The sequence below is a fragment of the Dyella sp. ASV21 genome, assembly GCF_016428975.1.
GTDB lineage: Bacteria > Pseudomonadota > Gammaproteobacteria > Xanthomonadales > Rhodanobacteraceae > Dyella.
The window spans coordinates 1-18,052 of record NZ_JAELTT010000075.1 but is presented as its reverse complement, the minus strand read 5'-3'; the positions used below and the strand labels follow the sequence as shown (position 1 = coordinate 18,052).

Sequence of the window (18,052 nt, the reverse complement as noted above, 5' to 3'; positions counted from 1 at the left end):
GCCATCGACCTTGCCGGCATCGTGGGCCACGTGACGCTGCTCGAATTCGACAGCAAGCTGCGCGCCGACGAGGTGCTTCAGCGCAAGCTGCGCAGCATGCCCAACGTGGACGTGATCGTCAGCGCCCAGACCACCGAAGTGCAAGGCGACGGCCAGAAGGTCAGCGGCCTCACCTACACCGACCGCACCAGCGGCGAAAGCCGCCAGGTGGCACTGGAAGGCGTGTTCGTGCAGATCGGCCTGCTGCCCAACAGCGACTGGCTGAAGGGCACGGTGCAGCTTTCCCCGCGCGGCGAGATCGAGGTGGATGCACGCGGCGAGACCTCGGTGCCTGGCGTGTTCGCGGCCGGCGACGTCACTACCGTGCCGTACAAGCAGATCGTGATCGCCATGGGCGAAGGCTCCAAAGCTTCACTGAGCGCCTTCGACTACCTGATCCGCCTGCCGGTGGAACAGGCGACCCAGGAAAGCGTGGCCGCCTGATCGACAGCCTGCCCGCTCCCGCTTGCTGCCAGGCACGCGGGAGCGACTCGCTACGAACGCGTGTACGGCGGCAGCGCCCGATAGTTGGCCGACACCTCTTCAAGCAACGCCTGCTGCGATGCCGACAGCTTCGCCCGCGCCACCGCATCGGCGAGGCTACGGAAGCCACCCTGGCGGCGAGCCTCCAGCAAACGCCTCACCAGCATCTCGTCGCCCAGCAACCACTGCAATGCCGGCGCCTCAGCCGTGTTCAGATCCACGACCAGCGGTTGATCGGGTTGCGATGCGCCCACCTGATCGCTGACACGTACGTCCTTGCTGGCCAACCACAGCGGCGGCGCCAAGGCGGCATCCAGCGCCAGCCGACCCGATACCACCTGATCGAGCAACGCATCGGCGTCGTGGCGAAACGTTTTGAGCGCCGGCACAAACGCGCCGAGCTTGCCGCGCGCACCCAGGCAGGACAATGACTCGGCCTGATCATGCATCGCCACCGAAGCCGTGGCGCCATACGTGCTAGCGAGGAACCACTGCGTCACTGCCTTTCGCTCCCGCGGATACTGCTCGCCCCACGCGTGCACCAGCGCCACTAATGGCGCGCGCCCGGGCCAACGCCCCATGCGCGCAAGCACCGGCACCAGTTGCGCGTAGCGACGGGCCAGCGCGGCCGGGTCCTGGCCCGCGCCCAGCAAACGGTAGAAGAAACTGGCGGCCACACCCTCGGACGCCATCATGGCGTTACCGCCCTTCATGCGGCAGGCATCGGCAGGCCATGACGTTTCAGCGGCCAACCAGCGCTGCGCATCGTCCGGCGCGCCCGCCGGTACCGATGGCTGAAACACGAATGCGTTATGCGGCACGCCGTGCTCGCGCCACCAGGTATCGCGGCGACTCAGCCACAGCTCGGCCGCGGACGGAGGAGCCACACCCTCAACGCGCGCGCGAAACCCGGCATTGCGCGTAAAGCGCGCCACCACGGGCTGCCAATGCTCGCCAAAACCCTCATCGAAGGCCGTGACATCGTCGGTGACCGCAAACACCGCATGCGCCTGTCGCGATGGCGTGGCGGGTACCGGGCCAAGCAGGCGACGCAGCAACACGTGACCGTACTCATGTACCAGCACCTCCTCGAACTCCCCATTCGCTAGCGAGGCCGGGTCTACGGTGATGTCGATGAAGCTATCCGTGCAGAGCGCGCGCTGGCCGGGCCGCGTTTCCACATAGAGGCCTTGGCGGGCGTAGCCGCCATCGTCATCGGAAAGATAAAGGGTGATGCCACCCTGCCATGCCGGGCAGACAGGGCGATAAGCACTGGCGGCGCGGGCCTGCTCATCCAGCGCGGGCAACAGGGCTGGCACTCCCTGGGCGAGCACGGCGCGAATACGTGACTCCAGCGCCTTGTCGGTGACGGGGCGCACTACCGGCAGCCGGCGCCCTTGCCCATCCACCTGCTCAAGCGCATGCCCCGACCTATCGCGCACCGGCTCCAGCAGGCGATAACCAGCCTCCTGCGCCACACCACCACCCGACCATACCGCCGCACACAGGGCGGCCACGACATACCAGACCTTCATGCAGACCCCACCCCTGAAAGCACAACAGGCGCCGCGCCGACACCCGTTTCCGGGTATCACGCTACGCCTGGCTTTCCGGGTATGGCAGTGCGATTAGTCCGTAGGACGAACGGCGCTGGCGGCCAGTGGGCCGACCTGATCCGGCCGAACATCCGCCCTGGAACTCAGCGCCCCAACTGACCCAGCAACTGCTCCAGATCCGTGCGCAGGCGATCCACCTCCGCCTTGGCGGCATCACGCTCTTGCAGGACTCGCGCATAAAGGGACGCCGGCACCACGTGCTCGGTCAGCGCCTTCTTGCGGGCCCGATAGCGCCTAGCCCGCTCGGCCGCACTCAATGCATCCGCCTTGCGCGGACGACCGCGGCTGCGCTTGAACGTCAGCGGCAAAGCAAGGGTTCCGGGATCAAGGGGGTCAACCATGGCGCATCCTCCGTCAGTTGCAGGGATTTTATGTGACGTCACGTTAATTTGCAAGCAAAAAAGCGAGAAAACACAAGGTGTCCGGCGTATTTCCTGATCTCCTATGCGATGCCACCCACCCGCCACCCGCCACCCAGGCACACGAAAAACGCCCGGCAAGCAAGCTCGCCAGGCGCTGAAAACATCGGTGAGACAAAGCGTTACACGCCGGATCGGCGCCACCCGTCCGCGCTGGACAAGGCGTCAGGGCTAACCGGAGACGCCCTGCGTCCTGGCGTCACGAAAATAGGCCGTGGGGCGCCCCCGCGACATCGGGCCGAATACACGCAAAACCGGGCCACCCACGCCGGCGGCCCGGCTCAGCTCAAAGCCCTGCCATCAGGTGCGACGACTGGTCTCGAACAGGAACCATACGCGACGCTCGGCCTCGTCGATCCAGTTCTCCAGCAGGCTGGCGGTGGCCACGTCACGATGCTCATCGCATAGCTCGTGGGTGGCGCGCATGTAATTGGCGAGCTGCAGGTTGTCTTCGCGCAACTCGGCCAGCATGTCGTCGGGCGTCACGAAATCCGCATCGTTGTCGAGCAGGCGACGCAGGCGCCCTGCATGCCCCAATGAGCGAATGGTGGTGCCACCCAGTTTGCGCACACGCTCAGCGATGGGGTCCACCGTGGCGTAGATCTGGTCCGACTGCTCGTCGAGAAGCAGGTGGTAGTCGCGGAAATACGGCCCCGACATGTGCCAATGGAAGTTCTTGGTCTTCATGTACAGCGCGATCACATCCGCCAGCAGCGCATTGAGCTCGCCGGAGATATCCCGCGTGGCATCCGCGCCTAGCGGCGACGGGGTATGGAGGGCCGCCTTCTGGCGGGTCTTGGCCTTGCTTGCATCAGTCATCGCGCAACTCCTTTGACGGTACGGTGGGGAAACAGGGTCATGCACCCTTCATGGGGGCTGCGGCAGGCGCGGCATCCTCATGACGCAGAAAAGCGATCGATGCCAGCAGCGCCGGCACCACGAAGCACCACATGCCGGTGAAGGCATACAGCAGCGCAGCCAGGGCACAGCCCAGCGCGAACGTGAGCACCGCCGCACTCATGCGAAGCAGACGCCCCTTCACCACCGCCCGCTGTTCGGCGCTGATGCCATGCATGCAATCGGCCACATCCAGCATGATCTGCGTGGTCGTGCCGGTCATCAGGGTGGATGGCGGCCAGTTGCCCAGATGCACGCGATGCACGGCATTCTGGATCGCCATGGCGGCCACCAGAGTCATGCCCGTCAACGTGGCGATCAGGCTATCGCCCTGGCCAAATGGGCCGTGATACAGCGCCAGCGCCGCCGCCGCCACGAACAGCAGCAGCTTCACCAGCAGCAGATTGCGCACCACCGGCTTGTTCTGTTCGGTTAATCGATAGCGCCACAAGCGCGCGCCCATCACGGCAAGGCAGAACACAGGCAACGCCAACAGCTTGGCGACGATACCGGACGTACCCAACACCAGCGCGGCGCCAATGGTGACGAAGTTGCCTGTCACATGCGCTGTGAACAGGCCATGCAAGGCAAGGAAACCGGCGGTATCCACATACCCGGCATTAAGGCTGAGCACCGTCGGCAGCAGGGGTTTATCGGTCATGGGCTTTAGCATCCTTGGGTACGCGCACTGCGGCGCTACCACATGAACTTCAATTCGACGCCGAGATAGTCGCCATCGCGACCACCGGCCATTTGAATGGCGCGCCCAACATCAAAGTGCACAGCCTCCACCGCGCCGGTGAAGTTGGCGTTGAAGGCGTAATCGGCGCGCAACTGCTCGTAGACCCCCGTCCAATGGCCGCCCTGCCCGGCCGTGCCCGGCAAGGGGATATTGGGCTGCACGTAGACCGCATCCTGGGTGCTCTCGCGCCACTGAAACCCCACCGCCCCCATCAGCGTCAAGCGGGACATGGGGGTCACGGTAAGACTCGGCTTGATGTGCCGCAGATTGGTGTAACCCGTAAATCCAGCCAGGGTGAAGTAATAACCATTGGGAAACAGCGGATTGAACGTTCCCAGCGTGCCATCGTTGCGATGACGGTCACCGGACGCGGCATCGAGCTGAAGGCCCAGTCGGGGCTTCCACGGCGCAAAGCCCCACGTATAGCCCATGCGTGCACCGGCACCCCAGGCATCGATGCGCGCATCACCCACATGACCGCGCTGCGTCATGCCCTCCAGGTCCCAATCCAAAGCCCCTGCACGACCAGCAAAGCGCAGGTCGTACACGTCGCGATGCTCATCGCCCACCGCGTCCAGATAGCGCGCCTGGTCGCGCGAATACAGCGAGTAGTAAGCGGAAAGCTCGTCCTGCCCCCATAGCAGCCGCTCCACACGCAAGGTATCGAAGCGAAAGTGGCGATTGGACGTATCGTCGAATGGGTGCGCGTCACTGTATTGCACCGGCTGGCTGACGAAGCCGATAAAACGCCAGGCACCGGTTTCCCAATCCGCCCAAATGGCATCAAAGGATTGCCGCACATTCGGCCCATCGCGCAGCGATACGAAGCGCTGCAGGTCGAAGGCGAAATCCTGTCGCCCGGCGCGCGCCTTGAACGTGCCCGCATCGAACGTTCGCACATAGGCGACAAAGGCCAGGCGCAGATCCCACGGGTTGCGATCCGCACCGCCAATCACGCGCTTGTTGACGGTGCGCGCGTCCTCTACTTGCACAAATGCCTGCCAATACGTGGCGAAGCGCAGGTCCGCATGTACCTGCAAACGCTGGAGCACATAGGTGTTATTGCGCGCTCCGCCCGCGCCAAAGTTCGGCGCATCGGATACCTCTACCCGTTCGCGCAGATTGGCGCCCAGCGACAGATAGCTCAGCGGATCGTCGCTCGACAGCGCGATGTACTTGAGCGCATCGCCCCACTGCATGCGCTGAGCCGGATCGGCCAAGGCCGACCAATCCTCCTGCCAGCGATTGCTGCGCAAGGCCGGTCGCGTCACGGCGTTACTGGCGGACGTGGCGGCGGTGACGTCCGCCGCCGCATCCTGCGCGTACCCATTACCAACCCACGCCGACGCACCCCATCCGACGACAAGCCATACCGAGGCGATGCCGCCGGAAGATTTCATCCGGCGGCCATGTACACCATCGCGGCCCGCGGTGCCTCGCCGCATGCATCAGGGGCCGGCGTTGGCGTGAAGCTCCGCCACGTAGCCGCCGGGAAACTCGACGACCGCCGACTCGCGCCCCTCACTGCGGAACGGCGCCACCAACACCTGAACATCGTGCGCCTTCGCTTTGGCCAGCGCATCGGCAAGGTTGGCCACCTCGTAGCCGGCGAGTTCATGGCCGTAGGGGTACGGGAGATGTCCGTCCGTTACGTGCACCGTCATCTTGCCAAAGGTCGACTCGATGCGAATGCGGCGATAGCTATCGCCGGGGCGGCCAATCTCCACGCCCGGCGCATGCGCCTGATCGGACACCACCTTGCCGTGCGAGAACTTCACGAAACTGCGCACGAAGGCATCGGCGCGATCGGCCGACACGTAGACGCGATTCTCCGGAATGGTCTGGAACGAAGCGTACGAAGGCGGCGTGGTGTGCCAGTAAAGCTGCATGTTGACGCCACCAGGCCACTGGATCACCGCGTCGCGACCAATCGGGTCGGGAAAGATCGATACCAGCACATCCGCGCCCGCCGCGCGTGCCGAGGCAACCGCCCGGTCCAGGTCAGTCACCAGGTAGCCGGTGCGCTCGGCACCGAACGGAAACGGGATCGGCGTCTTGAAGCCGAACAGCGACACCGTGCCCACCGGCGTCTGCAATAGCTGCGAGGTAGTGCTGCTGGGCGTAGGCGTCACTGTCGCCACCACCTGCCTGGTGCTCTGGCCGCCGAAGGTGCCGATGAAGCTGGCGACAAAGCGGTCCACATCGGCGGGGGCCACGTAAACATGCGTGGTGTCGTACTGCGCCCCTACCGCCACCATCGGCGACGCCGTTGAAGTTTCGCGGGCAAGCGCGGTGTCGGCCAGGCCGAACATCGCAAGGCTGGACAGCAGCGTGCCCAGGACGGCAGCTTTCAGGGGAAATGCCATACGCATGAAAAACTCCTTGATAACGTGCCATGGGCGCACGAGCGCCCGCCATCGAATCGTGGTGGCATCACGGCGCGCGTTCGGCGCGCTCGTTCACGTCCACCCATGCCACCAACAAAAAACCACCCACCAACCCCAGATGTTCGAAGAAGGCATTGGCGAGCATGAAACGCTCCGCCTGCGGCGCATCCCAGTAGCGATTGGCAATAAAGGTCGCCGCCAGCGTAAATACCGCCAGCGCCAGGGCGCCCAGCCAGCGCAAGCGCCCCGTGAGAATCATCAGCGAGGCGCCCAGCTCCAGCACGATGGTCGCCAAGGTAACCGGCATCGCGGGGCTGAGGCCGAAATGCGCCGTCTCCGCCACCGCGCCTGGAAAATCCACGGCCTTCTGCAAGCCACCCTGCAGATACGCCGCACACAGCCCGAGCAACGCCACCCAGCGAACCGTGGACGCAGACAACCACCGCGCGCGGCGCGGCATGTGCGCACCGGCTTTGCCGGGCGCGCTCATACCGCCCAGCACGAACAACCCAGGGCGCCCCAGAACGAGCGCAGATCGCTCACGGGAAGCTTGCTGGACCAGGCGGTCGCATGGTCGTGTCCATGCATGCCACAACCGTGACTGCATCCACACAGCGACGCCATGGCCGGCGCAACGGCGTCGCGCTGCCGCCCCCAGGCCGCATAGCCACCATAGGCGCGCACAGGCGACCATTCGGGCATCGCCGGCGGCACCTGCACTTCATTGAACGACTCGAAGTCGCCGGCGCCATACACCACGCGACCACCCACGATGGTGAGCAAGGAGGTCGTATCGGCGATATCGTCCTCCGCACAACCGAAGAAGTCGCGATCGGGCACGATCAAATCCGCGAGCTGGCCAACGGCGATGCGCCCCTTCTTGCCCTCCTCATGGGAGAACCAGGTCACGTACTCGGTCCACATGCGCAAGGCCGTCTCGCGATCCAGGCAATTGCGTCTCGGGTAGATGCCCAGACCACCCACCGTCTTGCCGGTGATCATCCACGCGAGCGACACCCACGGGTTGTAAGAGGCGACGCGCGTGGCATCGGTGCCCGCCGAGGTCTTGACGCCCTTTTCCAGAATCCGCGCGATCGGTGGCGTGGCCTGCGCGGCAGCGGCGCCGTAGCGCTCCACGAAATACTCGCCTTGGTAAGCCATGCGGTGCTGCACGGCAATGCCGCCGCCCAGTGCCGCAATGCGATCGATCGAACGCTCGGAAATGGTCTCCGCGTGATCGAAGAACCAGTTGAGCCCCTGCAGCGGGATCTCACGATTGACCTTTTCGAACACATCCAGCGCGCGGCTGATGGTTTCGTCATACGTGGCGTGCATGCGCCAAGGCCAGCGATTCTCGGCCAAGATGCGCACCACCTCTTCCAGGTCACCCTCCATCTCCGGCGCCATGTCCGGACGCGGCTGACGGAAGTCCTCGAAGTCCGCCGCGGAGAACACCAGCATCTCGCCCGCACCGTTATGGCGAAAGTAATCGTCGCCCTGTTTGTACGTGGAGCTGCGTGTCCAGTTCAGGAAATCGTCCTTTTCCTGCTTGGGCTTCTGCGTGAACAGGTTGTACGCCAGGCGCAGCGTAAGCAGGCCGTCGGCGGCGAGCTGCTCGATCACCGCGTAGTCGTCCGGATAGTTCTGGAAGCCACCACCCGCGTCGATGGCACCCGTCACGCCCAGGCGATTCAACTCACGCATAAAGTGCCGCGTGGAGTTGAGTTGGTATTCGATCGGCAGCTTGGGCCCCTTCGCCAGCGTGGCATAGAGGATGCTCGCGTTAGGCTTCGCCAGCAGCAGCCCCACGGGATTGCCCGCACCATCACGCACGATCTCGCCACCGGGAGGCTCGGGCGTGTCCTTGGTGTAGCCCACGACGCGCAACGCCGCGCCATTGAGCAGCGCACGGTCGTAGAGATGCAGCAGGAATACCGGTGTATCCGGCGCGACCGCATTGAGCTCCTCGATGGTCGGCAGGCGCTTTTCCTGAAACTGATGCTCGGTAAAGCCGCCCACCACGCGCACCCATTGCGGCGCGGGCGTTATCGCCACCTGTTGCTTGAGCATGGCCATGGCATCGGCCAGCGAGCGCACGCCGTCCCAACGCAGCTCCATGTTGTAGTTGAGCCCGCCGCGAATGATGTGCAGATGGTTGTCGATCAGCCCCGGCAATGCGCGCCGCCCCTTCAGGTCGATCACACGGGTCTGCGCGCCCGCGAGGGGCAATACTTCCGAGGCGCGGCCAACGGCTACGAATCGGCCGTCGGCGATGGCCACGGCCTCGGCTTCGGGCTGTCCACGGTCGAGCGTGGTGAAACGCCCGCCGTGCACGATCAGGTCAGGCACGACATGGGTTGCGTTCATGACTGCCCTCCCTTCGATGGCTTGTCCGAGGACGCCGTGCGCGCCGTGGGCAACTCACCGCACATATGCGGCTTGACCTGATCGCGCAGCCAGACGGTGGCGGTCGCCTGGCGCTGCCAGAGCTGCCTGGCCAGCGGCGGCAACTGCTCGCCGATGAGGATGCCGAGCAAACCGATCAACGCCACCACCGGCGGCGCCGGCGAACGCACATGCAGCAGGCTGTAAATCACGCCCACCAGCACGCCGACGGCAAGGGAGAACACATAGACTTTCATGGAAACGCTCCTCGGCCCGGCCCGGACACTCAGCCTTCGTGCGCCCCGAACATGCTCTTGGCATAGGTGATGCCAAGGCCGTAGGCGCCACCGAAACGCTTGGCCACGCCGGTGGTACTGTCGTACGACTCGGTGCGCGCCCAGTCGCGCTGCAGCTCCAACAGGTATTGCAGCGAGGTCATCGGGCGCACGCCGGCCTGCACCATGCGATCCATGGCGCGGTTATGCGCTTCGGCGGAGACGTCGCCACAGGCATCGGCGATCACATAGACCTCAAAGCCCTGCTCCAGCGCCGACAGCGTCGGGCCGACAATGCACACCGAGGTCCACAAGCCCGCGAACACCAGCCGCGTCTTGCCGATGGCGTTGACCTGCTTGATGACTGCCGCGTCCTCCCAGGTGTTCATGGAGGTGCGATCCAGCAGTGCCTGCCCCGGGAACGGCTCGGTCACTTCACTGAACATCGGGCCGGAGAAACTTTTCTCGGCCACGGTGGTGAGGATGGTCGGCACCTTGAAGCTGGCCGCCGCGTTCGCCACCAGCCCGGCGTTGTTGCGCAAGGACACCGCATCGATGGAATGCGTGGCGAACGCCATTTGCGACTGGAAGTCGATCAGGATCAGCGCGTGATCCTTGGGGGTGAGCAGCAGCTTGCCGGGGGTCGGCGTTGCAGTAAGGGACATGACTATCTCCGAGATAAGGCGCGCGACCAGCGGGTCGGCGAATGCGCCGACCTGCTGCCACGGGATGGATCAGACTCGATGAAACGGGTTCGATGAGCCTTGATCGATGGATCAGACCCGCTGGATCAGGACCGGATGAACTCGAGCAGATCCTTGTTGACCTGCTCTTGGTGGGTCGCGGTAAGGCCATGCGGCGCACCCGGATACACCTTGAGCGTGGCGTGCTTGACGATCTTGGCCGAGAGGCGGCCGGAATCGTCGATGGGCACGATCTGATCGTCGTCACCATGAATGACCAGGGTGGGCACTTCGATCTTCTTCAGGTCCGGCGTGTAGTCGACCTCGGAGAACTGCTTGATGCAGTCGTACTGACCCTTGAGGCTGCCCGCCATGCCCTGCAGCCAGAACGAATCGCGCATGCCCTGCGTCGCCTTGGAACCTGCGCGATTGGCGCCGTAGAACGGGCCCGACAGATCCTTGAAGAACTGCGAGCGATCGGCCAGCGTGTTGGCGCGAATGCCGTCGAATACCGACATCGGCAAGCCGCCCGGGTTGCTCTCGGTCTTCACCATGATCGGCGGCACCGCACCGATCAGCACCGCCTTGGCGACGCGGGCGTTGCCATGACGGCCGATGTAATGGGCCACTTCGCCGCCACCGGTGGAGTGACCCACCAGCACGATATTCTTGAGGTCGAGCTTCTCGATCAGGGTGGCCAGATCGTCGGCATAGGTGTCCATGTCGTTGCCGTTCCAGGGCTGGCCCGAGCGACCGTGACCGCGACGATCGTGCGCGATGGTGCGGTAGCCGTGCGAACTGAGGAACAGCATCTGGGCGTCCCATGCATCGGCCGTCAACGGCCAGCCATGCGAGAACACGACAGGCTGGCCCTGCCCCCAATCCTTGTAGTAGATCTCGGTACCGTCTTTGGTGGTGATCGTGGTCATGTTGGATGGTCCATGAGGGGAATGGCTTGGCGCGCTTGCACCAAGAGCGAACGATGAGGTGGACAGGCCTGCCATGGGCAGCGCCAGTGCAGCCGAAGCCGCTGCCATGCCGCCAAGAAAGGCGCGCCGGCCGGCGTCGATGTCGCCACTGAGATCTTCTGTCGACATGCGTACTCTCCTTCTGGGCCAGCGCGCATCGACACCCACCCCATGCGACGTTGCGGTCGCACATCGGCGGACGATGCATGCTTAGCGGTCGTGACGAAGTGAATCGGCCCCGATGCCTTATGTCCGAATCACTCGATCATTCTCGCCAACGGTGCGGCGATGCGAAGACCAATCGCGGCATATCTTTACTACCCGATCGAGTAAGCCGGCACGACGGACGGACGCATTGTTGCGCTCGCGTTACACCGCGCGCGCATCGCGGGAATCAGACGTCGAGAAAGCCGCGGTCGCGGGCCAGCGTGACCGCATGCGTGCGGTCCAGCGCACCGAGCTTGGACATGATGTTCTTCAGGCGCGCCTTGATCGTGTCCTCGGACACGCAGAGGATGTCGGCGATACGCTTGTTGGTGTGGCCGGTGGCGACCAGTCGCAGCACGCTCAACTCGCGATCGCTGAGCATGTCCGACCATGCGTGCAGGGCGATTTCACCGGCCACCTCGGTGGCCATGACGCGCCGGCCATTCATCACCGAACGGATCGCCGCCAGAATCTCCTCGCGCGTGGCGGTTTTGAGGAGATAGGCGCAGGCACCCTGGCTGAGCGCGCGCTTGACGCGGGCATCGCCAGGGTAGGAGGTGAGCACGATGATGCGCGCGGAGGGGCTCTCGCCGCTGATGGTGGCAATGGCCTGCAGCCCATCCACGCCCGGCATCTGCAGGTCGATCAGGGCGACATCGGGCTGCAGCTCCCGGTAGCGCACGATGGCTTCGGCGCCATCGGCTGCCTGTCCGGCAACCAGCATGCCACTGTCGCTCTGGATGGCCGCCACGATCCCGTCACGCATGATGGGGTGATCGTCGGCAATCAAGACCCGAATGCGTTCATTGCCGGCAGTCACGATCCTTCTTCCACTCCAGGGTACCCTTGCTTCTTCGGTGGCAGGCCGACATGGCTATCGCCGCCACTATCCCGGGCGGTGACAGCGCAATCAATGCCCAATCGGGTGATTATGCGTTCGCACGAACGCACCTATGGCGACCGCAGACAAGCGATTATGCTGGCGGTCAACGCGACCTGGCCAGGTTGCGGCACCTTGCTGACGGAATCGCGATCGATGATGCTTCGATGGTTGGCCCGCGCCCGCCGACTCGCGTGGCGCCTGGGTGTCGCCGGCCTGCTGGCCTGCCTTTGCGGCGTGGTGCTGGCGGACCACCAGCCGGGCTTCCGTCGTCGCATCTGGACCACCGAAACAGGGGCCCCCGCCGATATCTGGGCACTCGCCCAAGGCCACGACGGCTACCTTTGGCTGGGCACCGGCAACGGGCTCTATCGTTTTGATGGGGTGCGTTTCGAGCGCTACTCGCCACCGCCGGGCGAACGCTTTCCTTCCAATGACGTCACTGCACTGACCCTGCTGCCCGATGGCTCGCTATGGATCGGCTTTTACTACGGCGGCGCCACCCTGTTACGCGCAGGACATCTACAGCACTACGCCACCGAGCAGGGCTTCCCCGCCGGCATGGTACTGGCCTTTGCGCAGACACGCGACGGCGCGCTGTGGGCAGCTACCGAGGGTGGCCTCGCCCGCTACGACGGCACGCACTGGCGCGTGGTGGGCAGCGACTGGAACTACCCCACCCGCCGCGCCGACTGGCTGCTGCTCGGCCATGACGGCACGCTATGGGCCACCACCGGCGAGTCCCTGGTATTCCTGCGCCCCGGCAGCCAGCGGTTCCAAAATACCGACCAGTTGGCCGATAAGTTCTCGACCGTGGCGCAGGCGCCGGATGGCACGCTCTGGCTATCGGATCGGGTGCACGGCACCCGCGCCCTGCCCGGCCTTAGCGCCACGCATCCCGTGAGCATGCTTGCCGCACCCGCGGACAACACCGGCTTTGCGCCCTCTTTTCGGCTGCTGTTCGATCGTTACGGCAACCTGTGGGGCACCCGCGCGGACAAGGGCGGCATCTATCGCGTGGCGGATAGTGCCCATCTCGCCAACGGCCGCTCACTCAAGCCCGGCGACATCACCGAAACCATCGACCATGCCCACGGCCTGCCTTCTGACCGCGCGGTACCGTTACTGCAGGACGCCGAAGGTACCGTGTGGGCAGGCACCAACCTGGGCCTGGCCAGCTTCCATCGCAACAGCTTCTACACGCCCGAGGAAGTGACCCAAGGCACGGCCAGCTACTACGCGATGACCACCGACCCGCGGGGGGCGATCTGGATCGCCGATAGCGGCACCTTGCTGCGGGTCGATGGCGATGGCAGCCACGTGATGCGGCGCGACCTGCCTTCCACCGGCTCCATGCTGTTTGATCGCCAGGGTGTGCTGTGGATACTGGGCGATACCCGCCTCTACTGGTTGAGCGACGGCCACCTGGACAGCATCGCGATGCCCGCCAGGAGCGCCGTTCATGCCTTTGCACTGGACGCCGAGGGCACCCCCTGGCTGGGGCTTTCCGACCATGGGCTCTATCGTCTGCGCCATGGTGACTGGCAAGCGGTGACTCCGCTGCCTGCACTGGCACAGCAGGACCCCACCGCTTTGGCGCTGGCCCCCGACGGCAGCATGTGGGTGGGCTACACCGGCAACCGGCTGGCGAAACTGGCGGCGGGCAAGACCACGCTCTACACCGCCAGGGACGGCCTCAACGTAGGCAACATCACCGCGCTCCATGCCACCGGTGAGGAGTTGTTGATCGGCGGTGAGCAGGGCCTGGCGCGGTGGCGCGATGGGCATGTGGAGTCGATGGCCGTGGCCGACAGCGAGGCGTTCAACGGTGTCAGCGGCGTGCTGCGCGGCCCCTCTGGCGAGCTGTGGATCAACGGCGCAAAGGGCGTGGTCCGCATGGATTCCGTGGAGGCGGAACTGAGCTTTACCCAGGCCAGCCATCCACCGGTCTACCGCTTGTTCGACTACCGCGATGGTTTGCCGGGCATTGCCGTGCAGGCGCCGGTAACACCGAGCGCGACGCAGGACGCCCAGCAGCGCTTGTGGTTTCTCACCAATCAGGGCCCGACGTGGACGGACCCACGGCGCATGGACAGCAACCCGTTGCCGCCGCCGGTGGCGATCCTGGAGGCCATTGCCAATGGCGAGCACTATCCATCAGGCCGCGCGATCCAGCTGCCGCGCGGCACCAGCAACCTGCAGATCAACTACACCGCGGCCAGCCTGGCAGTGCCCGACCGCGTGCGCTTCCGTTATCGCCTGGACGGTGTAGACAAGGACTGGCAGGACGCCGGCACGCGGCGGGAGGCTTTCTATTCCAATCTGTCGCCCGGCCGCTATCGCTTTCGCGTGATCGCCGCCAACGACGATGGCGTGTGGAACACCCTGGGCGCCACCACCGTCATCGCCATTGCCCCCTGGTTCTTCCAGACGCGCTGGTTCTATGCCGCATGTGCGCTGGCGCTGATCGCGCTCGCCACCGGGCTGTTCGTTTGGCGCATGCGCCTGGCGAGTGAACGCGCGCACTTGCAGCTGATGGAACGCATGAGCGAGCGCGAGCGCATTGCGCGCGAGATCCACGACACCTTGCTGCAGGGCGTACAAGGCCTGCTGTTGCGCCTGCAGGCCTTGCTGGCGAATCCGTCCACCAGCCAACAGCATGGCGCCGAACTGCAGACCGCGATCAATCAGGCCCGCGACATGGTGATCGAGGGGCGCGACAAGATCATCGCCCTGCGCGGCGATAGCGCCAATTATGCCGAACTGGTACAGGCCATCCTGGCGGTGGGCGAGAACCTCGCGGCTCAATATCCCGCCACGCGCTTTCGCATCAGCACCGACGGCCGCCCCCGCCTGCTGCTGCCCAGCGCCTGCGACGAAGTGCTGGACATCGTGCGCGAGGCCATCCGCAATGCCTTTGTGCATGCGCAAGCCAGCCAGGTCACGGTGCACGTGAGCTATGCCGCGCGGGCACTGCACATCCGCATCGAGGACGATGGCGCCGGCATTGCCGATGACATGCTCAAGAACGCCGCGGAGTCAGGTCACTGGGGCATTGTGGGCATGCGCGAACGCGCCACACGCCTGGATGCGAAGCTCAGCCTGCGCAAGCTCATGCCGCACGGCACCGCATGGACACTCCAGGTGCCGTGCCGCGCGGCGTATCGCCCCGCGCGCCGCAAGATGGACTAAGGGCGCCCGGTCGACTCGGCATAAGCGGAATCGACCCGGGCACGCCCATGCCGTGCAGCGGCGTTATTTCGCCTCTTTCTTCATCAGCACGTCCACCAGGTGGGCGGGCACGTCTTCGTAATGGTCGAACTCCATGGTGAAGGTGCCGCGCCCGCGTGTCGCCGAACGCAGGAAGTTGATGTAACCGAACATCTCCGCCAACGGCACATAGCCCTGCACAAACGCCTGGGCGCCGCGCTGCCCTTGATCGCTCACGGTGCCACGGCGGCGATTGATGTCACCGATGACATCGCCGAGGTAATCCGGCTCGGTTACCACCTCCAGCCGCATCACCGGCTCCAGCAATTTGGGCTTGCTCATTCGCTGGGCTTCGCGGAAGCACTGGCGCGCGGCGATTTCGAAGGCGAGCGCGGACGAATCCACATCGTGGAACTTGCCGTCGATCAGTCGCGCTTTGAAATCCACCACTTCGTAGCCTGCGATCTGGCCCTCGCGCGATTCCACTCGCACGGCATGCTCCACCGCCGGGATGTACTCGCGCGGCACGCGGCCACCGACGATTTCATCGGAGAACACCACGCCACTGCCGGATTCCCCGGGCTCGAACACCATGGTCACCTCGGCGAACTGGCCGGAGCCGCCGGACTGCTTCTTGTGCGTGTAGGTATGTTCCACCCGCTGCCCGAACGCCTCGCGAAAGCTCACGCGCGGCTTGCCCATGTTGGCTTCCACGCCCAGCTCGCTGCGCATGCGGTCGATGGTGACTTCCAGGTGCAGCTCGCCCATGCCCTTGAGCACGGTCTCGCCGGTTTCCTTGTCCATTTCCAGGCGCAGCGACGGATCGGCCTTGACCATCTTGTAGAGCGCCGAGGAAAGCTTGTCGACGTCGTTGCGGTGCTTGGGTTCCACCGACACGCTGATGACCGGATCAGGGAAGCGCATGCGCTCCAGCAAAGCCGGGTGCGCCGGATCGGTAAGCGAGTCGCCGGTTTCCGTTTCCTTCATCGACACGAAGGCACAGATGTCGCCCGCGCGCACCTCGTCGATCTCGCGCGTGGCATTGGCCTGCACTTCCACGATGCGCCCCACGCGCTCGCGTTTGTTGCGCGTTACGTTGAGCAGGGTATCGCCCTTCTTGATCACGCCCGAATAGATGCGGCAGAAGGTCAGCGTGCCGAACTGGTCGTTGATGACCTTGAAGGCCAGCGCGCGCGCCGGCGCATCGTCCACCACGCCCTGGTCGCCCACGACATGGCCGTCCTCATCCACCAGGGCGATGCCGCCGTTCTCGCCGGGATAAGGCAGGTAGTCGATCACGCCATCGAGCAACTGCTGCACGCCCTTGTTGCGATAGGACGAGCCGCAGAACACCGGCACCAGCTTGCCCGACACGCAGCCAGTGCGAACGCAGCGCTTGAGCGTCGCCGGGTCGAACTCACCTGTCTCGATGAGCCTTTCGAAGGCCGCGTCGTCCATCGACAAGGCCAGCTCGATGGTTTCCTGGCGCAGCGCCGGGAGTTTTTCCACCCACTCGCGATCCGACGGCGATGTAAACGACACGCGAGCGGCGATTTCATCGAGCGGCACGGTATCCCAGGGGCTGTCTTTGTCATCGCCCTTCCATAGATACCCCACGCCGGCGATCAGGTCGGCCATGCCGATGAACTCATCGTGGCTGCCCAGAGGCACCTGGCACAGCAACGCATTGGCACCCAGGCGCTCCCGGATGCCTTTGAGGCAATGGGCAAAGTTGGCGCCGATGCGATCCATCTTGTTGACGTAGCACAGGCGCGGCACGTTGTACTGGTCGGCCAGGCGCCAATTCGTTTCGGTCTGCGGCTCCACGCCAGCCACGCCGTCGAACACCACCACGGCACCGTCAAGCACGCGCAAGCTTCGATTCACCTCGATAGTGAAGTCGACGTGCCCGGGCGTATCGATCAGGTTGATCTGGTAGCCATGCCACTCCGTGGAAACGGCAGCGGACTGGATGGTGATGCCGCGCTTGCGCTCCTGCTCCAGATAGTCGGTGGTGGTCGACCCCTTGCCTTCCTTGGTGTCGTGCACATCCACGATCTGGTGCTTCTTGCCGGTGTAATACAGCACACGCTCGGTGGTGGTGGTCTTGCCGGCGTCGATGTGAGCAATGATGCCGATGTTGCGGTACTGCTGCAGCGGTTTGTGCCTTGCCATGTAACGCGCTTCCTTTGACCGGTGTACGGACCGGCGCCCTCGCCCCCTGGCGGTATCGGGCACCCGGTTTGCTGTCCCACACATAGGGTCATCCACCGCGTCATCAATGGCGTGTGAAGGCGCCGCGTATCAAAACGCGTGCGATTTACCCGAACAGGTAATGCCGGGCACCACCATGGTGCCGCCTCATAACCAAACGGCATGAGCAAAAAACCAATGATCATTGGACTTATTTGGCCATCCAAACAGGTGTTGACTCCTTTATAACCAAGAAGTTAGCCTGAATTTGTTGCAATGCATCACCTCAGTCCAGGGATCACAAAAACATGCTTACGCTTCACCGTGGCGCAGGAACGGCGCCCACTTTGCTCGCCCTTGCCCTGCTCGCCACCCTCTCCCCGGCATACGCGCAAGACGCGACGCCCGCCTCGGCCGACAACGCCAAGAAGCTGGAAACCGTGATCGTCACCGGCACCCGTGCCGACAATCGCACCGAGAGCAGCTCGCTCACCCCCATCGACGTGGTCTCGGCCGATGCGCTCAAGCAGACCGGCACCAACGAGCTCACCACCGCGCTGGCGCGCCTGATTCCGTCGCTCACTTTCCCGCGTCCGGCCGCTTCGGATACCGCTGACTCGCAGCGCCCCGCGCAGTTGCGCGGCCTGTCGCCCGATCAGGTGCTGGTG

Annotated in this window: 16 protein-coding genes; 3 read left to right on the top strand and 13 right to left on the bottom strand. The window is 64.6% G+C overall.

Annotated features, from left to right (window positions below):
• The coding region (locus JHD67_RS18210) for an FAD-dependent oxidoreductase (protein ID WP_199100611.1) at positions 1–483 on the top strand (483 nt) is incomplete at its 5' end.
• 50 nt (positions 484–533) lie between these two features.
• Here JHD67_RS18210 and JHD67_RS18205 read toward each other — a convergent pair.
• The 12 genes from JHD67_RS18205 to JHD67_RS18150 all read right to left on the bottom strand — a co-directional run bounded on the left by JHD67_RS18205 (position 534) and on the right by JHD67_RS18150 (position 11,921).
• Positions 534–2,057 carry a hypothetical protein gene (locus JHD67_RS18205; protein ID WP_199100610.1) on the bottom strand — a complete coding sequence of 508 codons (1,524 nt, stop codon included), beginning with the start codon at positions 2,055–2,057 and terminating at the stop codon, positions 534–536.
• Between the two features lie 164 nt (positions 2,058–2,221).
• Entirely contained in the window at positions 2,222–2,479 is a 258-nt protein-coding gene (locus JHD67_RS18200) for a hypothetical protein (RefSeq protein ID WP_199100609.1), read from the bottom strand.
• Positions 2,480–2,857: 378 nt separating this feature from the next.
• Positions 2,858–3,376, bottom strand: a complete 519-nt coding sequence (locus tag JHD67_RS18195) for a DNA starvation/stationary phase protection protein (RefSeq protein ID WP_199100608.1) — start codon at positions 3,374–3,376, stop codon at positions 2,858–2,860.
• A 37-nt stretch (positions 3,377–3,413) separates the two neighbouring features.
• Positions 3,414–4,115: a YoaK family protein gene (locus JHD67_RS18190; protein WP_199100607.1), complete on the bottom strand. Its 702-nt coding sequence runs from the start codon at positions 4,113–4,115 to the stop codon at positions 3,414–3,416.
• Positions 4,116–4,150: 35 nt separating this feature from the next.
• The gene (locus JHD67_RS18185) at positions 4,151–5,596 is read right to left on the bottom strand and encodes an alginate export family protein (RefSeq protein ID WP_199100606.1); all 1,446 of its coding nucleotides are present in this window, start codon (positions 5,594–5,596) and stop codon (positions 4,151–4,153) included.
• 48 nt (positions 5,597–5,644) lie between these two features.
• On the bottom strand, positions 5,645–6,568 hold the full coding sequence (locus JHD67_RS18180) for a glyoxalase (RefSeq protein WP_233172036.1): 924 nt from the start codon (positions 6,566–6,568) through the stop codon (positions 5,645–5,647).
• 61 nt (positions 6,569–6,629) lie between these two features.
• A complete protein-coding gene (locus tag JHD67_RS18175; protein WP_199100605.1) occupies positions 6,630–7,073 on the bottom strand; it encodes a DoxX family protein in 444 nt (147 codons plus the stop codon).
• Positions 7,070–8,932 carry an amidohydrolase gene (locus JHD67_RS18170; RefSeq protein ID WP_199100613.1) on the bottom strand — a complete coding sequence of 621 codons (1,863 nt, stop codon included), beginning with the start codon at positions 8,930–8,932 and terminating at the stop codon, positions 7,070–7,072. The genes JHD67_RS18175 and JHD67_RS18170 overlap by 4 nt, the downstream gene beginning before the upstream one ends.
• Before the next feature lie 14 nt (positions 8,933–8,946).
• The gene (locus JHD67_RS18165; protein WP_199100604.1) at positions 8,947–9,225 is read right to left on the bottom strand and encodes a DUF1427 family protein; all 279 of its coding nucleotides are present in this window, start codon (positions 9,223–9,225) and stop codon (positions 8,947–8,949) included.
• A 29-nt stretch (positions 9,226–9,254) separates the two neighbouring features.
• Entirely contained in the window at positions 9,255–9,908 is a 654-nt protein-coding gene (locus JHD67_RS18160; RefSeq protein WP_199100603.1) for a hydrolase, read from the bottom strand.
• Positions 9,909–10,033: 125 nt separating this feature from the next.
• Complete coding sequence (locus JHD67_RS18155) at positions 10,034–10,855, bottom strand: alpha/beta hydrolase (RefSeq protein WP_199100612.1); 822 nt, start codon at positions 10,853–10,855, stop codon at positions 10,034–10,036.
• Positions 10,856–11,288: 433 nt separating this feature from the next.
• Positions 11,289–11,921 carry a response regulator transcription factor gene (locus JHD67_RS18150; protein ID WP_199100602.1) on the bottom strand — a complete coding sequence of 211 codons (633 nt, stop codon included), beginning with the start codon at positions 11,919–11,921 and terminating at the stop codon, positions 11,289–11,291.
• 111 nt (positions 11,922–12,032) lie between these two features.
• Here JHD67_RS18150 and JHD67_RS18145 point away from each other — a divergent pair, with 111 nt between their 5' ends.
• A complete protein-coding gene (locus tag JHD67_RS18145) occupies positions 12,033–15,173 on the top strand; it encodes a sensor histidine kinase (RefSeq protein WP_199100601.1) in 3,141 nt (1,046 codons plus the stop codon).
• Positions 15,174–15,236: 63 nt separating this feature from the next.
• Here the strand turns inward: JHD67_RS18145 and fusA are convergent, their stop codons facing one another.
• The gene (gene fusA, locus JHD67_RS18140; RefSeq protein ID WP_199100600.1) at positions 15,237–17,366 is read right to left on the bottom strand and encodes an elongation factor G; all 2,130 of its coding nucleotides are present in this window, start codon (positions 17,364–17,366) and stop codon (positions 15,237–15,239) included.
• Between the two features lie 326 nt (positions 17,367–17,692).
• Between fusA and JHD67_RS18135 the strand changes: the two genes are divergently transcribed.
• Positions 17,693–18,052 (top strand): TonB-dependent receptor plug domain-containing protein (locus tag JHD67_RS18135; RefSeq protein ID WP_199100599.1); only part of this gene is annotated, 360 nt, incomplete at its 3' end.